The organism is Asticcacaulis sp. DW145, assembly GCF_037101385.1.
GTDB lineage: Bacteria > Pseudomonadota > Alphaproteobacteria > Caulobacterales > Caulobacteraceae > Asticcacaulis > Asticcacaulis currens.
This window is the reverse complement of the sequence record NZ_AP029024.1, coordinates 773,487-792,555: the sequence shown is the minus strand read 5'-3', so window position 1 is coordinate 792,555 and position 19,069 is coordinate 773,487. Positions and strand designations below refer to the sequence as shown.

The following is a 19,069-nucleotide window of genomic DNA, read 5'->3' as shown; positions in this document are numbered from 1 at the left end:
TTTTTCTATTGTAAAAGCGGCGAACGCTTAGTTGACCGCCGGAGCGCCCTGGTTACGCTCAATGGTCAGGGCAATCAGCTTGTCCCAGGCCAGCAGCGAGATCAGGTGCGCGTAGATGTGCATCAGGGCACCGTTGTCGCGCAGCTCAACCAGCTTGTCGGCCGGCAGCTTGGCCAGCTTTTCTTCATCGACCGCGAAATACTCGGCGATCTTTTGCGGCTCGCCCTGCGAACCGTCCGGATTAGCCGGGCGGTAGATGGTTTCGCGCGGCGCCAGAAGGTCCAGATCCTTCAGCAGGTTGACGAAGGATTCGGTGCGCAGGCGCTCGTTTTCGAAGTCCGAGCAGAACTGCATGGCGTTTTCAACGAAGGCCGACGGCTTGCCGCCTTCGAAGAAAGGCACGTCCGGATTGTTGGCGGTCACCACCGGCGAGGAGGTGTCCACGCAGAGAATCATGCGCTGTTCCTGCTCGTCATTGGCGAAGACGAACGGATAGCGGCGGGCAAAGGCCGGCAGGTAGGCGTCCGGGCGGAAGACGCCTTCGGGGGACACGAACATGTTCTGACCGGCGGCCAGACCCATGGCCGCGACCGGCATGCGGGCTTCGCCGATAAAGACGATGGGGTAGCTCAGCGAGGCCGCCGGGAATTCCGCCACGGTCAGCGGCACCACATTGGTTTCGGCGACAAAGGCGTGCGGCGTGGCCGAAGCGCTGATGCCAAGATTGCTGTGGGCTTCAACGCTCAGGGGTTCCGGGGTCTTGTAAAACAGCACGTTCCCTGTCAGCGCGCTTTGTTGGTCTTGAGCCTGTTCCATGATCGCTCTTTGTAGTGGTAAAAACTGAGGAGTTTCGCTTCTAGCCCATGCCAGCGGGAAAGCGCAAGCGGCACGTTCAGGCAGGCGAGTGCAAAGGCCGCAATTCGCGCAAAAAACACCCTATGCGCAGAGAAACCACAGATTTCACAGATTTGAGCCATGATGCGGCTGAGTGGAGCCAACGAATGTCCTCGATGCGTCTAACAGCTATCGGTCGCTTGTCCAATAGAGCGGCACGAACCGCCATCTGTGAAATCAGTGTAATCTGTGGTTTCAAAAAAGCCGGCCTGCGCTGACTTCGGCAATGCAGGAACCCCGGAAGTACGGGCTTCCGGGGTTCCGCCGTGTCTGAGGGTCCAGAGCGTGACGCAAAAGGGAGGAACCTGTTTTCGCGGCGCTCCGGCGATCACCGATCAGGCCGGCACCGAAACGGGGGGCGTTTCCGGCGCAGGCCCCGACCCGCGAAGGATCAGAAATTACTGACCACGCCCAGACGCAGGCTGCGACCGGCACCGACGACGGAGTCTTTGGTGCTGGAGGTCGCTTCGCGCATTTCGACATCGCCGACATTGCGCACCTCGGCGAACAGGCTGGTGCCCGGATGCTGGGGCAGCTTGTACGAGGTGAAGAGGTTGACCGTTACATAGCCGTCCGTCGGCGTCTCAAAGGCCGCCAGTCGGTCGTTGCGACTGTCGACGCCGCGTACCTCGACATAGGAGTCCCAGCGCGGGCTGACGCTTTGCAGCTTAAGCGTTAGGGCCTGCGGCGGGATACGCACCACCGGGCCGATGGCGGTCTTGCCGTGCGTATAGTCATAGGCGGCGTGCAGACTGACGGCCTGGTCGGCATAGCTGAACAGGTGGGCACTGGCTTCGATTTCGAGGCCGTAAAGGTCGGCATCGGTCTGCACATACTGGAAGACCGGCAGGTCGTCCTGCACCTGACCGGTGGGGCGAAGGTCGATGAAGTTGTCGAAATGGCTGGTATAGACGTGCGCATCGAGCGACAGGGGGTTATGCCCGTCCACTATCATGTGCCCGGTCAGCTCCAGCGAGGTCCCGACCTCGGTACGGAAACGGGGGTCGCCGATGATGTACTGGCCCGTACCGCCGTGCGGTCCGTCGGCCAGCAGTTCGACATCGGACGGCGCGCGTTCCGAGCGGGTGACGCTCAGGCCTACGAAATTATGATCGGTTGGGCGGTAGAAGCTGCCCAGCGAGGCAGACACGGTGTTGAAATCGTGCGCATAGGCCGCCGTCGCCGACTTCAGTTGCGTCTGATCGACGCGCGCGCCGCCTTCGAGACCCCAAGCGCCGTTATCGTAACGGTACTGAGTGAAGACACCGGCCTGTTTGGTGGTGGTCGAAGGCACAAAGGCCTCTTCGCCGATGGCCTCGAAGTCGCGCTTCGACAGGCTGACGCCCACCGTCCCACTGACCTTGCCGACCCCTTCGCGGACAAGGGCGCTGCGGAACTCGCTGCCCTTCGACAGGAATTGCGTCCCCAACTCGCCGCCTTCGATTTCGGCGTGGTGATAGTCGGAATAGCCCGCCGAGCCGTCCAGACGTGTAAAGCCGGCCCAGTCGAGGTTCAGCGCACCGCGCAGATCCCAGTGCTTCTGGCTGAGGTCGATCTTCACGTCGGAATCGACCGCCGTGCCATAGAGATAATCCGTCTTCTTGTAGCTCAGGCCGATAAAGCCCTTATCGCCGACATAGGAGACGCCCGCGCCGATATTTTTCATATCCTGCGCCGAATTCTGCTGACGGGTCGAGGTGTCCGGGTCTTCCCCGGCAGCGGCGGTAACGAAGGGCAGCTTGGCCGGCACCGGGATCTTGTAATTGCTGGACTTCAGGCGGAAAGCATCCAGCGTGAAGACCCAGGGCCCCTGCCCGGTCTTGAGGTTGACGGCGCCCTGCACGCCCTTGTCGGCGGAAGAGGCCTGAAGTGTGGCCGTGCCTTCGTAACCTTTATCAGACGTGACGCCCTGTGACGGGATGCGGTCGTCGATCAGGTTGACGATACCGCCGATGGCGTTGCCGCCGTAGGCGAGCGCCGACGGACCGCGCAGGACTTCGATGCGGCGCGCCTCGGTCGGGCTGGTCGGGATGGCGTGATCGGGCGACAGGGCCGAGACATCGACCACGCCCATACCGTTATTCAGCACCAGCACACGGAAACCGTCGAGGCCGCGGATCATCGGGCGGCTGGCCCCCGGAGCGAAGCTGGAGGAGCGGATACCCGGCATATAGGCCAGAAGATCGCCCAGACCCGCCGCCGGTTTTTCGTCGATCTGCGTGCGCGTCAGAATATCGACGTGCGACATGAGCGCGTCCTTCGACACCTTATAGCCGGTGCCGGTGATGACGACTTCGGTGATGTCATCGGCCTTCGGCGGCGCGGCATCGGCCAGGGCGGGGGTGACGGCGACAAGCGCGCCAAGGCTCACGGTCAGGGTGAGAACCATACGGGTTTGCATGGGGAAGGCTCCCGGAAAAAGACGGATGGCACACACAAAGGCCATACCGGACGGCAATGTGTTATGTAATAACATAATTGCTGTCAAGCCGTCATTTTGCGCAGCAATTGCGAAACGCCGCGAGTCTGCCTAAGTTATGTCTATGTCACACGCCTGCGACCACGATCACGACCACGCCCATCACCTCGACAGCGGGCGCATCGCCGCGCGCCTCAGCGAGGCGCAGCGTCTGTGTGAGGCGCAGGGCGAACGCATGACGGCGCCCCGCCTGCGGACCCTAGAGCTAATATTGGGGGAAAACGCCCCGGTGAAGGCCTATGACGTCATCGACCGCTTCCATCCGGACGGGGCCGCCAAGCCGCCGACGGTCTATCGTGCCCTGGCTTTTCTGGAGCAGATGGGGCTGATCCACCGCATCGAAAGCCTGAACGCCTTTGTCGCCTGTCAGGGCCATGCGGACGGCCAGGTGGTGCAGCCGCACGCCGCCGCCTTCCTGCTCTGTGATTGCTGCGGCAGCAGCGAGGAAGTGGCCGTCAGCCTTCCCGAAATCGACCAACAGGCCGCCGCCAGTGGTTTTGAAACCCGCCGGGTGACGCTGGAAGCGCGCGGTCTGTGCAAGGCCTGTCGCTAATACCAAGGGTCATTGAAAATGACCCTTGGCATTCTATTCGAGACTGCCTCATGTCACTGACACAAATGAGACATTCTCGTTTCTTCAACGGCCGGATGCAGTCAGCATTCTTGGCCGTTGGTATAATATAACCCTATAACCACCCCTTGAGGCGGAACCATACCAGCGGTCCGACCGCTGAGGCGATCATGGCAAGTACCACGATCGGATAGGCCCACGGTACGTGCAGTTCGGGCATAAATTCGAAATTCATCCCATAGAGCGAGGCGATCAGGGTCGGCGGCAGAAAGGCGACCGAGGCCACCGAGACGATCTTGATGGTCGTATTCTGCTCCAGATTGATCACCCCCAGCGCCGCATCGTGCAGATAAGCGATATTGCCCGAGACAAAGGCCGAATGGTCGTTCAGCGAAGCCACGTCCTTTTCCAGCGTGCGCAGCTTGTCATGGAAGGCGTTGAAGCCTGCCTCGTCCGTCCCGACCAGTTCACGGTCCAGCGCCCGCGCAAACAGCAGCAACCGGCCAAAGGAAACCAGACTGTCGCGGATGCGCGCCGTGTCCGACTGACAGCGGCCCAGCTCACGCAAAACCTTTTCCAGATTGCGCCCGCGTTTGGGTGCGAAGATACGTCCGGAAATCTCATCCACCGTCCCTGACGCCTTTTCCAGCAGGTCGGCCGTGCGGTCGATCAGCACCTCCAGCAGATTGGCCAGCGCCTCGTGCGCCTGCCCACAGGATTCCGGATGACGCACCGTGCGGTCGGCAAAAATGCTGAACGACTTGGGGTCGATATAGCGAATGGTGATCAGGTGCTGCCGGTGCAGGACGAAGGTCACCGGCCCCGATTGCAGGTGGTCGAAGCCGCCATAAAAGGCCACCTGCGCCGTCATGAAAGCCGCCCCGTCTTCGAGATAGAGGCGCGACGAAAACTCAATCTCCTGCATGTCTTCGCGCGTCGGCAGGTTCAACCCGACGACGCCTTCGACATAGCGTTCTTCCTCGCGGTCGGGATTGTAGAGGTCGATCCATACCCCGTCCGGTGTAATCTCGCACCAGCCGGCCTCGTCCCCGGCCCCTTCGGGCGGCACCACGGTAAAAGCCCCTTCCGGGGCCGCCTCTCGGCTATAGATGTTCAGCATGGGGGCTCTTTCACAGACTGCCCCTGCATAGGCCGCTTTGCGCCTCTCTGACAAGTCAAACGCCGCTGGCAAGCACCAGCGGCGTGAAAAAGCTACAGCAGACAGGCGCCATTCAGGCCTTGGTCTTTTCGCTCTTCTGTTCGGATTTTTTGACCTCAGCCTCGGCGACCTTTCTGGCCGGGGTCTTTTCACCCTTGACGGACCTGGTCGACTTTTCTGCCTTGGCGCCCGCCTTTGTGTCGGCCTTGTCTTCGGCTTCGGCCATAGCCGTCTTGCCGGACTTGCCCGTCGCCTTGGTGGTCTTTACCGGCTTTTCCGCCTTGCTATCTGACTTGTCGTCCGAGTCAGCGATCGCCGTCTTGCCGGATTTGCCGGTGATCTTGGCCGCCTTGGCCGTGCCCTTGGCGTTGTCCGAGTCCTTGTCGGCCAGCCGGGCGGATTTTTCGCCCTTGGTCGTCTTGGCCTTGGCCTTCGACGTCTCCTTGGCGTCGGAGTCCTTATCGGCCACCGCGGTCTTTGCCTTAACGGCCTTCTTATCTGCGCCCTTATCGGCGGTTTTGGCGTCAGCCTTAATATCGGTTGCCTTCGCATCGGCCTTAGCGGCAGAGGCATCGTCAGAGCTGGCCGAAGCGAGGGCCTGATTGCGCGGCGCTTCCGCATCGGTGGCCAGCGCATTGACCAGAGCCTTGCTGTTGGTCTTCGAAGAAGTCTTCTGGGCCACCTTGTCAAAAGCCGAAGGCTTTTTGACGGTCGGCTTGTCCAGAACCTGGGTGACGAGGCTCTCACCCATTTGCTGCCCCTTTTGGGCCGCCTGATAGATGAAGCCATAGGTCGGATAAACGGTGGTGCCGACATCGGCGATCGGGCCGTACCACACCTTGACCTTGGTCCAGTCGCCCTTGTCCGAGACATCGACGACGGTGACGTCTTTTTCGACCTGCCCGCGACGACCGCCGATCGGCGACCAGTTGGCGTGGGTGATCTGAATAACGCGGTCGGTAATCACCTGAGAAACAACGGCCACATGGCCCAGTCGCATCTTGCCCTGAGGACGGAAGACCAGAACCGCACCGGCCTTGGGAGCCTGACCTTTGTCGTACTTGCCGGTCGCACCCTCCCACCAGGTCCAGGCATCACCAAAAATGTTCATGCCCGTAATCGAGCGGGCGAAGGTGACGCATTGCCAGTACGGGGATTGTTTTTCGGCAGCCTGCGCGCCCACGGCACTAAAGGCCAGAGCCGCGGACAACGCCAATACGCTTAGTCTTTTCAGCACGCGAGCACTCCATTTGGGGCCTGATCGAGGGGCCTACCCGGCGGTCCTCTTAGGGGTCTTACAGGGGGTGGCTGCGGGTGAAAAAAGATCAGCTAAAACGCCCGCAACATTTACTGGTAGTGGTTTGATACATAAGTCATAGGCATTTACAAAGCCTTTATTTTCCACAACGTGGTAAATTTCCCACATCAGGACGGGCTCGCCGGACAATTGTTGCAAAAAAGCCGTTAAACATCAGTTAACTATAAATTCAGGGTGTGCGCGAAAAAAATTTGGCGTCTTTTCGCCGCACACGGGAAAAGACGCCCGATTTTTAAGTCCTTCGTCCGCTCACAGATCAGAGCGGAATGATGTCTCTTGGAATCATTCCGCTCAAGCCGCAATTAAGGCGGCGGCCCAGGTGGCGCAGCCTGTCCCCGGGGCAAACGGATCTAACGCGCCAGTTGATAGGCGAGTCGGTAACGAAGGCGGTCACCCAGATCGCGGACGACGCGGCGCAGGGGCAGTTCGACAATGTGGTGCGCGAGCATGGCTATGGGCACGATGGCGATCAGGCCGATGGCCCACCACAGCAGCGGCAGTGGCGCGTCGCCAGTGCCCAGCACCATCCCCATGGCATTGAGATAGACCCACTTCCAAGGCACATAGACCATATACATGGCAAAGGACACTTCGCCGAGATAGACCAGCACGCGGTTGCCCAACGGGCCGTCATTGGCAAACCGCGACACGCACAGCAGCATCAGCCCCAGCAGCGGCACAATCAGGGCGTCGATCCGGCCCCAGGAGGCCACCACGATGACCATCAGGCTGAAAATCGCTGCGCCGATAACCGCCAGGCGTGGCGCCAGCCGGTCGGCCCGCCAGACCAGATAGAGCGCACACCCCAGCATAAAGGTGGGTACGATCCGCAGCGCGCCCCAGAAGACGGTGGCCGAGGTCAGCGCAAAGCCCATAATGGTCTCAAAAATCATATAGAGGCTGATGAGGAAGGTCACCGACAGACCGACGGCCACCCACGGGCGCGCCCGCAGCGACCAGGCGACCGCACCAAAGACTGGGAACAGCAGATAGGCGAACCATTCCGCCGATATAGACCACGAGGGATGGTTGAAGGCCGCTTCCGGTGCCAGACCCCACGCCTGTACAAGGAAGAGATGGGCGGGCAAGGACGGCCAATTGACCAGATTGCGGTCCACAGTCATCCCCTTGAGCGTCGCTGCCCCCCACAACAGGATGGCAAAACACAGGGTGGCCAGATGCAGCGGATAGACGCGCGCCCATCGATTGACGAGGAAGGCATCGTACCGAAAACGCCCCTCAGCCAGAGACGCCATATAGACGTGGCTCAGGATAAAGCCGGACAGGATGAAGAAGAGATCGACCCCCAGATAGCCTTTTTCGATAAGACCTATGGGGACGGCGCCGTCCAGCGCAGACCAGTAGCTATAAAGAATGACCCAGACCGCTGCGAAAAAGCGCAGCGAAGTCAAAGGCCGGATCGTGTCGGCGGGGGCGGCCGAAACGGCGGCGCGAAGGTCAGGCGTCATAGGCGGGTTCCTGTGCGGGGTGTCCTGAAATAAGCCAGTCAGGCGAATCCTGGCCATATTTTGAATCACTTTGCGCAAGCTCTGCACATTTTATACCAACGATCGAAGACGCTGACCGCATCCGACCGTTTAAAAAACTCGAGAATTTCTCATATGCGTCAAAGGCATCAGAAAGTCTCGAAAAGCATACCAAGGCTCATTTTTAATGAGTCCAGGCATCCTGCCGATCGGACGCAACGGCCTTTTCAGACACGAAAAAGCCCTGTGACCACCAGGGCCACAGGGCACACCGTACAGGCGCTAGGGGTGACGCTATTTGCGCTTCCAGCTACCCGAATCGTCCTTGTAATATTCGCCGGCCTTGACCTTGGGGAAGATCAGGTTGGTGTAGGCCGAGGCCCCGGCAGCGGCCGGCGACACGCCGTTTTTGGCAGCGGCTTCGGCATAGACGCGGGCGCGGCCGGTATTGATTTCCTCAACCGCGGCCTTGGTGGCGGCATCGGCCGAGCCCTTAACGAGGCCCAGATAGCCGTCGGATTGCTCGCCAACCGTACCGGTGGCCTTGGCGGCATCGACGGTGGCCTTGGCGGCCGACTGGGCGTAGGCCGGGGGGGTGATGGCGACGCCGGCGCTCAGGACCGCCGAGGAGACGACGACGGCGCTGAGGATAGAAAACAGGGTCTTTTTCATAGCGGAATTCCTCAGAACAGGTCCGGATTTTGTTTGACGAGGGCCTTCACGTCCTCATCCAGCGACACCCGCACATTGGCGTCGAGTTTGGCATAGATGGTGATGGGATCGACCTTGAGGCGAACCGTTGGCGTGCAGGCCGCCGTCAGTGCCGCACCCGCCAGACACAGGACGGCTGTGCCCGCGCGGGCGACAGGGGATTTCAACATGAAGGGCTCCACAGCAAGAGATCATGACTTATGGGTAACAGCTATAAGCTGAACCGGGCCTGAATGACAGAGACATTCTACCCCTGGCTATTGAGCATAATTGTGTCAGCAAGAGCACCCTGCGTAACGGGCTTTATTTGATCTTGGACCAGTCGAAACCGCCGCGCTTTTGCACCTCTATATAGTCCTTCAGAAACTCATCGAGATTATAGCTGACGTCGAGGTTCAGATTGACCCTGGTATCAGAGGGCAGGTCAATGGGCTTTTGCGTCCAGGTGCCGCGCAGATAGTCGATCAGGCCGATCTTCGCCTCCTTACGCTCAGGCGGATCATAGCGCCCGACAATACGGAAGTTGAAGTTCAGCAAACCCTTATCGTCCGAATTGACCGCCGCCGACAGTTCGTCATAGGCCAGATGCTCCATCGCCTGATAGGCCAGCCCTTCGACGATGTTGGAAGGCGATGCCGCCGGTGCCGCTGCCGCGTCGGCATTGGCGACCGCGCCGCCCTGCGCCGCAACCGTGGTCACCGCGTTGCGGCGGATCGAGACGCGGCCCGGCCCCTCGCCCAGCAGATAGCCCTTGCGCACGCTGAGTTTGCCGCCGTTCAGTTCGAACGGCAGCTTGCCCGACACAAACCCGGTAAATTCGGCGTCCTTGGCGAACGGGCTTGAGGCCACCACCTTGCCGAAATCGACCTTGTCAAAGCTCAGTTCACCCCTGAGCGGTTTGGTCGTATCGAACGGCACGTCCATCGGGGCCAGCGCAAAGTCGCCACCTTCGCTGGTGACGCGCGCGCTTTCCAGCCTCAGATAATCCCCGGCGAACTGCATCACTGCGCGCACGTCCTTCACCGGCACCACGCTGGTGACGCGACGCGCCGTCAAGGTCTGACCCGGCGCCGATTGCAGCGGGGCCAGAGAGGTAAAGTCAATCCGCCCGTTCAGACCTTCGACCAAACCCGCCGGGCTGGTAAAGCCCATCTCATTCAGCGTCAGCGCGCCGCCTGAGGCCGAACCGTCCGGCGACCAGCCGAAATAGCCCTTGAAATCGACGCGACCGGTCGTGTCACGCTGAAGCACCCCCGCCACCATCGGCGTCAGGTCGAGCGGTTGCAGCTTTTGTGGCGCAAAGCTGAGATGGGTCGCGGTAAGATCGGCGCGGCCCTTGCCGCTGGCGAGGTCAGAACGCAGGACAATCTCCGCCAGAGGCCCATCGGCCCGCGCCTGCACCGCCGCATCGGCGGAGGTCACGACCAGCTTGCCGTCCAGCGTCTTGCGGCCCTGCACCATGTCACCGGCGATCAGCACCGGATGGAAGCGCGGCGCGTCCATCGCGTCCGTGGCCTTCAGGGTTTTCAGCGCCACCGTGAAGCCCAGACCGTCCGCATCGGGGAAGCTGCTGGCGGTAAAGGCCCCCTCGCCGCCTGACAATGCCACCTGATAGTCGGGGGCGGCAGCGGCCATGCCGTCAAAGCGGCCTTCGCTGCGCCACTGACCGCTGTTCATCGTCAGGACCGGGGCGGCTGTCGGGCACAGACGGGTGGTAAAGGCGGTCAGACGACCGCCGATATCGGCGCGCTCGGCGGTAAACGGCAGGCAATCGTCAAGCCGCACCTGCAACAGGCCCGATGAACTGTAGACAAAGCGGGCATTGGCGGTGGCCTGCGCCCCATAGACGGGGGCCAGGTTGAAGCCGGCTTCAAGCGTCAGCCGGCCATCGAGCGCCCCCTGCGCCCCAAAGCCGAAATCCGACACTCTGGCCTTGAGCGCAGGCAGATTGTCTCCGCTTGTCACCACCGTGAACGCGGTGCGCGTATCGCTGGCGATCAGGGCCGAGCGCGCATCGGTCGTCAGGCGTATATCGCCACCATCGAACGGGCGGATCAGCACCGGCTTACCCGGACTGACGGCGAAGCGGTGGCGGTTGCCCTGACCGCTCAGCGAGACGCGCACCGCCTCGGCCTTCAGGCTGAAGCGGTCGGCGGCGCGCAGCAGAGACACCATCAGATCCGGTCCCGGCGGCGGCGCGGGCACGGGCGGCGTCCCGGCGGGCAAACGGGCATTGGCCGCGTCAAAGGCCACCCGGCTTTCGGCCAGAGCCCTGGCACGATCTGCGGCCAGCGCGCCCATGCCGCGATAGCTGCCCTGACGGCCGTTAACATCGGTGGTCAGGGCGATCTCATAGGCGTCCGGCCCTAAGCGCCCCGTGCCGTCGAGCCGGGCGGTCACACCGGAAAGACTCAGATCGCCCTGCGCGGCGCGGGCGGCCACGGCGCGGCCTTCGAAACTGAGATCGGTGCCTTCGGAGCCGTGCGCCAGCGAGAAACCGGAGAGGTCCAGCGCCGCCTCATTGAGCGACAAGGTGTCCTGCGTAAAAACCCCGGCCTTAAGGCTCAAGGGGCCATCGAGCGTCACGGCCGAAGCGGCATCCAGCGCCAGATCGCTGCGCAGCGTCAGGTCGTGCGCGGCCACCCGCACGGTGCGGCCCTGCATGGCACCGTTTCGGAAACTGTCCAGCGTCGCCATCACCTGCGAAGTCCCCGAAAAGGCCACCCGCGTGTTTTCAAAATCGGCCCGGCCATTGAGGCTCAGCGTGCTGTCCAGCCCCCGAACGGAGGACGCCCCGGCCCCGTCTGCGGCGTCGGCACGCAAGGCCAGCACGCCGCTCAGCATACCGTCAAAGGCCGACAGGGGCGATTTGCGCGAGGCTTCGTCCGACAGGCGACGATAGGGCAGTCGAAGATCAAGATCCGCATGGACCCCGCTCAGGCGCGGCAGCGGATCACCGAGTTCGGCCTCCGGGGCCTGAGCGGCCGGGAACAGCAGTTCGGACGCCGACAGGTTGGCGTCGATGCGCAGCGCCTCACCCGCATCGACATCGGGTTCGGCCTGAATACGGATATGGCCGTCGGACAGTTGCCCCTGCAATTGCGGCCCGTTCAGGGCTCCGGGGATCAGGGTGGCGTTCAGCGCCCGCAAGCGCCCCTGTTTCAGACTGAGCCCGCCGGTAGCCGCGACTGTGCCATAGTCGGTGCGCACCCTGATGCGCGCATCCTCGACCAGAATCTCGTCGGGCAGAGGCCCGCCGCCCCCGCTGCCGCCTTTCAGCAGGCGGTCCAGACGCCCGAAACCCAAGCCCTTTTTATCATAGGAAAAGCTCAGTTCGGGTTTGACGAGGTGGATGCGCTTAAGGCGCGTCAGCGGCTGGCCCAGCCGGAACAGGTTGAGCTCATAATCAATGTCGAAGCGTTCGATCTTCAGGTCGGGCCGCCCGGCCTCACCCAGCACGATGCGGCCGGACACATGATTCAAACTCAGGGTGTCGATGCGCAGCTCAGACGGGATATCGTTCGAACGCAGCCAGCCCTGCGCCACTTCGCGCGCTATGTCCTTGCGCGCCGCATAGGCGATGACGCCTACCGCCGCCGCCCCCCACAGGGTCAGCAGCAGCCAGCCGCCCGCCTTCAGATAGCGTTTACGTCGTCCGGGTCCACCCGGTCCGCCCTTACCGCTGGACGTCGCCCCCCCACCCTTACCACCGCCGCCCTTCGGACGTGACGGCGCAGCCTCTCCCCCGTTGCCGACTGCACGGGTAAAACTCGACTGGGGCGGCAGCCGCACAGGAAACAACAGCTCACCTCCATCCTCAGGCGCATCGGTCAGAATGTGGGTGCGCAACGGATCAATCTCTCACGGGATCAAAAGGTTGGACAAAGGTTCAGGGCAGCAATATGGCACACAACTCTTAAAAAAACGGCGCATAACCGATTCTTTTTCTTACCGTATCCGGACCATTACGGCTTCTTTATCCGCCGGCGCGTGCATTTTTTTGGGTCGTCGTTACGCAAAGTGATCCGCACCCAGACCAAGACCGTCCGCCCGCGCCCTCCGCCGTAAAAAACCCGTAAATGCACCGGCCTGCGGCCCGTCTAAGCCGGATATTAACCTTCTGCTTCTAATCGGGACAGACCGTTTCGTCGCCCAATCTCAGAAAAACGGCGATATAGATGGCGGAGCGCGCCTCATTTTGGCCTTATTCCGGCGTATGCAGGGGCGTTAACACTTTCAAATTCGCGTCTGCGGCAACTCGTCGGATCGCGCATTCCCTGAAACAGGGAAATACAGGCTAACTGGGCGGCGGAGAAAACGGCTCCGTTTTGAGTAGAGCCCGCGTTGTGTAAACCTCGTATACCGTTTTTGGATCGTAATGGCTCAACTCGACCCTCGCCGCCAACCTGTGCGCCTGACCCCGATGGTGCTGGTCTCCGCGACCGCCCTGACGGTGGCCACTCTGGTCTGGCGCGTTTATCAGCCGCTGCCGAGCGAACTGCCGACCCTCGACCCCAGTGCGACCCTGGCGCTGGAAACCCGTGCCTTGGCCGAAGCGGCAGCGCGTCCGGGCTTCACCCAACCCGTAAATGTTCAGATCATGGTGCGTGCGGGCGAAAGCCTGACCCAGGCCCTGACCCGTTCGGGCGTCTCTTCGACCGAGGCCAATGCCGCCGTCACCCTCCTGTCCCAGGCCTTTGACGTCGTCAATGTCGGCAAGGGGTTAAGCCTTCAGGCCGCCATCGCCCGCCCGGAAGCCGGCAACGCCCCGGCGCAGCTTCTGGGTCTGACCGTGCGTACCGGCCCGGCCAAGCAACTGACACTGACCACCAGCCATGACGGGTCGATGCGCCTGCGCGCGCTCGAAGAATCCGTGCGTGATGAGCGCCGCGTCGCCATCGGCACTATCGACGGCTCGCTGATCACCTCGGCCACGGCGCTGGGGGCCACGCCGAATGTTACCGGTCAGGTGCTCAAACTGTTCGCGCACAAGATCGACTTTGAACGCGATATCCAGCCGGGCGACACCTTCAAGCTGGTATTTGATCGCAAGGTGACCGAGAGCGGCCGCGTCGTGGAATCCGGCAATCTGCTCTATGCCGAAATCAGCGCCAAGGGCCACATTACGCGCTTCTACTCCTATAAGCGCAAGGGCGACAAGGACGCGCAGTTCTTCGACGATACGGGCAAGAATATCAAAGGCTTCCTGCTGGCGACGCCGGTCGCCGCAGCCCGCACCTCCTCCGGTTTCGGCATGCGTCGCCACCCCATTCAGGGCTTTATGAAGATGCATACCGGCATCGACTTTGCCGCCGGTACGGGCACCCCCATCTACGCCGCCGGTGACGGCGTCGTGGCCGATGCCAAATGGTGGGGCGGCTATGGCCGATGGGTGCGCGTGTCGCACAATAGCGACTGGGCGACCGGCTATGCCCACATGTCGCAGATCAAGGTTCGCCCCGGTCAGCGCGTCAAGCAGGGCGAACTGATCGGCTATGTCGGTTCGACCGGCAATTCGACCGGCCCGCACCTGCACTTCGAAGTGTGGTACAAGAACCATCCGATCAATCCGAAGGACGCCAAGGTGCCGCAAGGCACCATTCTGGCCGGTCAGGACCTGGTGGCGTTCAAAGCCCGTAAGCACGAACTGGACACCATGATCGCCATGGCCGACCTCAAGCGCACGCAGGACAATCAGCCGTCTCAGGCGCTGGCCATGAAGACCACACCGTACAAGTACGAAGACTCCGGCGCGGCCAACAAGCTGGTCGCCAAGACAGAACGCAAGAACATCCCGCTGCGCCCGGCCCTGTCCACCAGCCGCGGTAGTCAGTAACAGACAAAAAATCCCGGTTTTGCCGGGCTTTTTTTCGCCAAGGCGAGGACTGACTGTATAGTACGAAGCCGACGCCACGGATCGCCCGTTTCAATACTATTCGCTATTCCAACCTGTCCACACGATACAGCGCCGGAAACAGCTTGATCCACGCGCCCGTCACCAGTATCGCGCCAATGCCGCCGAACAGGGCCGCGCCAATGGGCCCCAGAAGGCGCGTCGCTACGCCACTTTCGAATTCACCCAGCTCGTTCGACGCCCCAATAAACAGGTAGGACACCGAGGCCACCCGTCCGCGCATGGGGTCAGGCGTCACGATCTGCACCAGCGTCCCGCGCACAAAGACGCTGACCATATCCGCCGCGCCCAGCACGGCGAGTGCTGCCACCGACACGAAGATGTTGGTCGAAAGCCCGAAAATAATGGTCATCAGGCCAAACACCGCCACGCCGCCATACATCCATTTGCCGGCCTTGTATTTCAGAGGCCGCCGCGCCAGCCACAGGGCCGTCATCATGGCCCCCACCGCCGGGGCGGCCCTGAGCGCGCCATAACCGATTTCCCCAGCGTGCAGGATGTCGCGCGCAAAGATGGGCAGCAGCGCCGTCGCCCCACCCAGCAGCACCGCCGCCAGATCGAGCGACAGGGCGCCAAAAACGATCTTGTTGGTCCAGATATAGATCAGGCCTTCGCGCACCATCTCCATCTTGGAGCCAGTGGGCGCATTGACGGGATGCGTATCGGCCTTCAGCGTGGCGATCAGCACGCCGCCGATGACAAACAGCGCCGCCGAAAAGCCGTAAGCGAACATGGCAGAAACACTGAGCAACAGGCCGCTGACCGCTGCCCCGGAGATACCGCCGATCTGAAACGCCAGGGCATTGGAGGCGATGGCGCGCGGCAAAATCGCCTTGGGCACCAGCATCGGGCCGATGGCCGATGAGGCCGGGGCGATAAAGGCGCGCGACGCCCCCAGAAAGAAGGACAGGGCAATCAGTCCGGCAATCGGCGGATGATCCAGCGCCGACAGCCCCATATAGCCCAGCGCAATCACGGCCTGCGCCGCGATCGTATAGCCCATGATCTTTTTACGGTCATAACGGTCGGCCACGATGCCCGCCGGCAGCGTAAAGGCGAACATGGCGATAAACTGCGTCAGCCCCATCAGACCGATATACAGCGCCGCCTCGCCGATGCCGGAATCCTTGCGCGCCGTCTCATAGATCTGCCAGGCGATGACCGCGCTTTGCGACGAAAAGCCCAGCACCGAGCACAGGCGGGCGATCCAGAAGTTGCGGTAGGCGGGTATGCGGAACGGGTTTTGCGATTCCGGCGGCGAAGGCGGCTCGGAAACGATTTCAGGCGAAACGGGAGGGGTCACGGCGATATCCGGTAAATAGGTCCGCGAATGATTTCACTTTCGTTCGCAGCAAAGTCGTCTTACACCACGCGCCATGACGAATATACCCGAAAACACGCTCGATCCGGTCGAATTGACCAAGGCCCTGATCAACCATCCGTCCGTGACTCCGGTGGACGCCGGGGCGATGGACCGCGTGCAGCAGACGCTGGAATCGCTCGGCTTTGCCTGTGAGCGGCTGAAGTTCGGTGAGATCGAAAACCTCTATGCGCGGCGCGGGACGGCTTCGCCCAACCTGTGCTTTGCTGGTCATACGGACGTGGTGCCCGAAGGCGCGCTTGATGGCTGGCGCTCGGACCCGTTTGCCGCGACCATCGAAAACGGTGTGCTGACCGGGCGCGGAGCCGTCGATATGAAGGGCGGTATTGCGGCGTGGATCGCCGCCGTGTCGCGCTTTGAACAGGTGCCCGGTTCGCTGTCCTTCCTGATCACCGGCGACGAAGAAGGCGAAGCGCTGGACGGTACCAAGAAGGTCGTTGAACACCTGAGGCAGACGGGTGAGGTCATCGACCACTGCATCGTCGGCGAGCCCACCTCTTCGGCGGTGCTGGGGGACATGATCAAGGTCGGCCGTCGCGGTTCGATCAACGCCACGATCACGGTGACGGGCAAGCAGGGCCACGTCGCCTACCCGCAGCGCGCGCTCAATCCGATCCCCGTGCTGGTCGCCATCATGGCTGAACTGGACGGGCGCGTGCTGGATGAGGGCTATGAACGCTTCTTGCCGTCGAATCTCGAAATCACCACCTTTGATGTGGCGAACAAGACCACCAACCTGATCCCGCAAACGGCGACAGGGCGCATCAATATCCGCTTCAACCCGACCCATTCGGGTGCGTCCTTGCAGGCGTGGATCGAAGAGGTCTGCGCCCGTCAGGCGGAACGCAGCGGCGCCGCGATCGAGGTGAAAGCCGCTATATCGGGCGAGGCCTTTCTGACCGAGGCCGGGCCGTTCGTCGATGTCATTCAGGACGCCATCCGCGACGTGCTGAAGGTAGAGGCCGACCCGTCAACCACCGGTGGCACGTCGGACGCGCGCTTTATCCGCGCCCTGTGCCCGGTGGTGGAATTCGGTCTGGTGGGCCAGACCATGCACCAGGTCAATGAAGCGACCCCGGTACAGGACCTCTATGACCTGACCGACGCCTATGCGGCGCTGATCGCCAAATATTTCAAGGTGTTCGCCTAACCCCTCCTCCCTGTCGCGCAGCGATGGGGAGGAGGACTATATCGAACTGCGGCTTGCGAAATCCGGTTCCGGTTCAAAGGTGACGTGCGTCAGGCACAAGCCCTCCGGCGGGGCCACCTGCCCGCAGGCACGGCGGTCGCGCGCCTCCAGCGCCGCCTTGACATCGGCCACCGTCCAGCGACCGATCCCGGCCTCGACCAGCGTGCCGGTCATTGAGCGCACCTGACGATGCAGGAAGGAGCGCGAGGCGAAGACGAGGTGTATCTCCTCCCCCACCCGCTTCACCCGCGCGATATCCAGCGTCTTGACGGGAGATGCCGCCTGACACTCCGTGTCACGGAAGGTGGTGAAATCATGCCGCCCGATCAGGTGCTGCGCGGCCTCGGCCATCACCTCGGCATCCAGCGGCTTCTTGACGTGCCACACCCGCCCCTGCTCCAGCGCCGGCGGGGCCCGGCGGTTGAGGATGCGATAGAGGTACATGCGCCCCGTCGCCGAAAAGCGCGCCGAAAACTCGTCATCGACAATCGCCGCTTCGCGCACGGCGATCGGTTCGGGGACCAGATAGGCGTTCATGGCGTCGCGCACCACATCGGGTCGGTAGGTCTTGGGCAGATCAAACGTGATCACCTGACCCGACGCATGGACGCCCGTATCGGTCCGCCCCGCCGCCGTAATGCGCAGGGGTTCGCCGGAAAAGCCCAGAATGGCGCGCTCCAGCGACCCCTGCACGGTCGGCAGGTTGTCCTGCGCCTGAAACCCCTTGTACGGGCGGCCATCATATTCAACGAGGCAGGAATAGCGGGGCATGCTAAACCTCTATACCTCCCCGGTTTACCGGGGAGGGGGACCGCACGAGCCGCCTCAGGCGGTGAGATGCGGTGGTGGGGGCTCTTTCCATTTGACGCCATGCACCCGCTGTCGTGAGAGGCGGCCCCCCCACCGTCTGCGAAACCGTGGGTTTCGCATCCACCTCCCCCAGCAAGCTGGGGGAGTATGATTGAAAACCTCTCATCCCAGACGATCCCCGACGCTCAGGCCCGCGCCGTTGAGGAACTCGGTGGCGTCCTGCGCGCCCTTGCCTTCGCGCTGCACGCGCAGGAGTTCAATCACGCCGTCGCCGGTGGCAAGGCGCAGGCCTGGCCCGATCAGCGTACCCGGTGCGGCGTCGGTCATGGCCTCATCGACGCGCGACATCAGCACCTTGAGGCGCTGCTCGCCCTTGGGCGTCTTCAGCATCGTCCATGCGCCCGGAAACGGCGACAAACCCCGAATGTGCCAGTCGAGTTCACGCGCCGGCCGGCTCCAGTCGATGCGCGCCTCTTCCGAGGTGATCTTTTTGGCGTAGGTGACCTCACCGACCTGCGGTTCGCCTTCCGGCTGACTGCGCTCAATAGCGGCCAAGGCGACGGGCAGCAGCGACGCCCCCAGCCCGGCCAGCTTGTCGTGCAGGGTCTGGGCCGTGTCCTGCGCCGTGATTTCGACGCGGCCGGACAGGATGACCGGCCCTTCGTCCAGCCCCTCGGACATGCGCATCACCTGCACGCCCGTATGGGTATCACCGGCCATGATCGCGCGTTGGATCGGCGCCGCCCCGCGCCAGCGCGGCAACAGCGAGGCATGGAGGTTGAAACAGCCGAGCGGCGGATGTTCCAGCACCTCGCGCTTTAAAATCTGGCCATAGGCGACAACGATGGCGGCGTCGATGTCCAGCGCCTGAAATTCGGCAATCGCGTCATCCGACTTCATCGACTTCGGGGTGCGGACCGGCAGGCCCAGACTATCGGCAAAGGCGTGCACCGGCGACGGGGTCAACACCTGCCCCCGGCCCTTGGGTGCCGGCGGCTGCGAATAGACGCAGACGATCTCATGACCGGCGGCGACCAGTTCGGCCAGAGCCTTCACAGCAAATTCGGGGGTGCCCATAAAGGCCAAACGCATGGAGTAACTCCGCAAAAAACAAAAGCGCATCCGGTGGACGCGCTTTTGGCTCAATTCAAAGGGC

At 62.3% G+C, this 19,069-nt stretch carries 14 protein-coding genes; 3 read left to right on the top strand and 11 right to left on the bottom strand.

The features are described from left to right. Nucleotides 1-27 precede the first annotated feature (27 nt). Both AACH73_RS03635 and AACH73_RS03630 read right to left on the bottom strand, forming a co-directional pair. Complete coding sequence (locus AACH73_RS03635) at nt 28-816, bottom strand: SapC family protein (RefSeq protein WP_272740556.1); 789 nt, start codon at nt 814-816, stop codon at nt 28-30. A gap of 469 nt (nt 817-1,285) precedes the next feature. Beyond that, a complete protein-coding gene (locus AACH73_RS03630; protein ID WP_338735465.1) occupies nt 1,286-3,295 on the bottom strand; it encodes a TonB-dependent receptor in 2,010 nt (669 codons plus the stop codon). A gap of 142 nt (nt 3,296-3,437) precedes the next feature. Here AACH73_RS03630 and AACH73_RS03625 point away from each other — a divergent pair, with 142 nt between their 5' ends. Further along, a complete protein-coding gene (locus tag AACH73_RS03625; RefSeq protein WP_272740558.1) occupies nt 3,438-3,926 on the top strand; it encodes a transcriptional repressor in 489 nt (162 codons plus the stop codon). A gap of 133 nt (nt 3,927-4,059) precedes the next feature. On the opposite strand, the gene AACH73_RS03620 is transcribed toward AACH73_RS03625, so the two are convergent. The 6 genes from AACH73_RS03620 to AACH73_RS03595 form a co-directional block, all read right to left on the bottom strand. Continuing rightward, nucleotides 4,060-5,064: a magnesium transporter CorA family protein gene (locus AACH73_RS03620; RefSeq protein ID WP_272740559.1), complete on the bottom strand. Its 1,005-nt coding sequence runs from the start codon at nt 5,062-5,064 to the stop codon at nt 4,060-4,062. A gap of 112 nt (nt 5,065-5,176) precedes the next feature. Then, nucleotides 5,177-6,340, bottom strand: a complete 1,164-nt coding sequence (locus tag AACH73_RS03615) for a CHAP domain-containing protein (protein WP_338735463.1) — start codon at nt 6,338-6,340, stop codon at nt 5,177-5,179. A 431-nt stretch (nt 6,341-6,771) separates the two neighbouring features. After that, nucleotides 6,772-7,890 (bottom strand): acyltransferase, encoded by a 1,119-nt coding sequence (locus AACH73_RS03610; RefSeq protein WP_338735462.1) that lies wholly within the window; start codon nt 7,888-7,890, stop codon nt 6,772-6,774. 312 nt (nt 7,891-8,202) lie between these two features. Next, entirely contained in the window at nt 8,203-8,580 is a 378-nt protein-coding gene (locus AACH73_RS03605; protein WP_338735460.1) for a YdbL family protein, read from the bottom strand. A gap of 11 nt (nt 8,581-8,591) precedes the next feature. Then, entirely contained in the window at nt 8,592-8,789 is a 198-nt protein-coding gene (locus AACH73_RS03600) for a YnbE family lipoprotein (protein WP_272740563.1), read from the bottom strand. Nucleotides 8,790-8,922: 133 nt separating this feature from the next. Further along, on the bottom strand, nt 8,923-12,468 hold the full coding sequence (locus AACH73_RS03595; protein ID WP_338735459.1) for a YdbH domain-containing protein: 3,546 nt from the start codon (nt 12,466-12,468) through the stop codon (nt 8,923-8,925). 529 nt (nt 12,469-12,997) lie between these two features. Between AACH73_RS03595 and AACH73_RS03590 the strand changes: the two genes are divergently transcribed. Further along, nucleotides 12,998-14,455 (top strand): peptidoglycan DD-metalloendopeptidase family protein, encoded by a 1,458-nt coding sequence (locus AACH73_RS03590; RefSeq protein ID WP_272740565.1) that lies wholly within the window; start codon nt 12,998-13,000, stop codon nt 14,453-14,455. Nucleotides 14,456-14,558: 103 nt separating this feature from the next. Here AACH73_RS03590 and AACH73_RS03585 read toward each other — a convergent pair whose 3' ends face one another. Further along, nucleotides 14,559-15,836, bottom strand: coding sequence for an MFS transporter (locus AACH73_RS03585; protein WP_272740566.1), 1,278 nt, complete (start codon nt 15,834-15,836; stop codon nt 14,559-14,561). Nucleotides 15,837-15,909: 73 nt separating this feature from the next. On the opposite strand from AACH73_RS03585, the gene dapE reads away from it, so the two are divergent. Then, nucleotides 15,910-17,064, top strand: a complete 1,155-nt coding sequence (gene dapE / locus AACH73_RS03580; protein ID WP_272740567.1) for a succinyl-diaminopimelate desuccinylase — start codon at nt 15,910-15,912, stop codon at nt 17,062-17,064. Nucleotides 17,065-17,100: 36 nt separating this feature from the next. Here dapE and truA read toward each other — a convergent pair whose 3' ends face one another. Continuing rightward, nucleotides 17,101-17,874 (bottom strand): tRNA pseudouridine(38-40) synthase TruA, encoded by a 774-nt coding sequence (truA, locus tag AACH73_RS03575; RefSeq protein ID WP_272740568.1) that lies wholly within the window; start codon nt 17,872-17,874, stop codon nt 17,101-17,103. Nucleotides 17,875-18,075: 201 nt separating this feature from the next. Then, on the bottom strand, nt 18,076-19,005 hold the full coding sequence (gene fmt, locus AACH73_RS03570; protein ID WP_272740569.1) for a methionyl-tRNA formyltransferase: 930 nt from the start codon (nt 19,003-19,005) through the stop codon (nt 18,076-18,078). Nucleotides 19,006-19,069: the final 64 nt, after the last annotated feature.

What these genes read in the sequence shown, in the direction of transcription:
- AACH73_RS03630 (WP_338735465.1), bottom strand. Translation starts at nt 3,295, where the DNA reads ATGCAAACCCGTATGGTTCTCACCCTGACCGTGAGCCTTGGCGCGCTT.
- AACH73_RS03620 (WP_272740559.1), bottom strand. Translation starts at nt 5,064, where the DNA reads ATGCTGAACATCTATAGCCGAGAGGCGGCCCCGGAAGGGGCTTTTACC.
- AACH73_RS03625 (WP_272740558.1), top strand. Translation starts at nt 3,438, where the DNA reads ATGTCACACGCCTGCGACCACGATCACGACCACGCCCATCACCTCGAC.
- AACH73_RS03610 (WP_338735462.1), bottom strand. Translation starts at nt 7,890, where the DNA reads ATGACGCCTGACCTTCGCGCCGCCGTTTCGGCCGCCCCCGCCGACACG.
- AACH73_RS03600 (WP_272740563.1), bottom strand. Translation starts at nt 8,789, where the DNA reads ATGTTGAAATCCCCTGTCGCCCGCGCGGGCACAGCCGTCCTGTGTCTG.
- AACH73_RS03590 (WP_272740565.1), top strand. Translation starts at nt 12,998, where the DNA reads ATGGCTCAACTCGACCCTCGCCGCCAACCTGTGCGCCTGACCCCGATG.
- fmt (WP_272740569.1), bottom strand. Translation starts at nt 19,005, where the DNA reads ATGCGTTTGGCCTTTATGGGCACCCCCGAATTTGCTGTGAAGGCTCTG.
- truA (WP_272740568.1), bottom strand. Translation starts at nt 17,874, where the DNA reads ATGCCCCGCTATTCCTGCCTCGTTGAATATGATGGCCGCCCGTACAAG.
- AACH73_RS03635 (WP_272740556.1), bottom strand. Translation starts at nt 816, where the DNA reads ATGGAACAGGCTCAAGACCAACAAAGCGCGCTGACAGGGAACGTGCTG.
- dapE (WP_272740567.1), top strand. Translation starts at nt 15,910, where the DNA reads ATGACGAATATACCCGAAAACACGCTCGATCCGGTCGAATTGACCAAG.
- AACH73_RS03605 (WP_338735460.1), bottom strand. Translation starts at nt 8,580, where the DNA reads ATGAAAAAGACCCTGTTTTCTATCCTCAGCGCCGTCGTCGTCTCCTCG.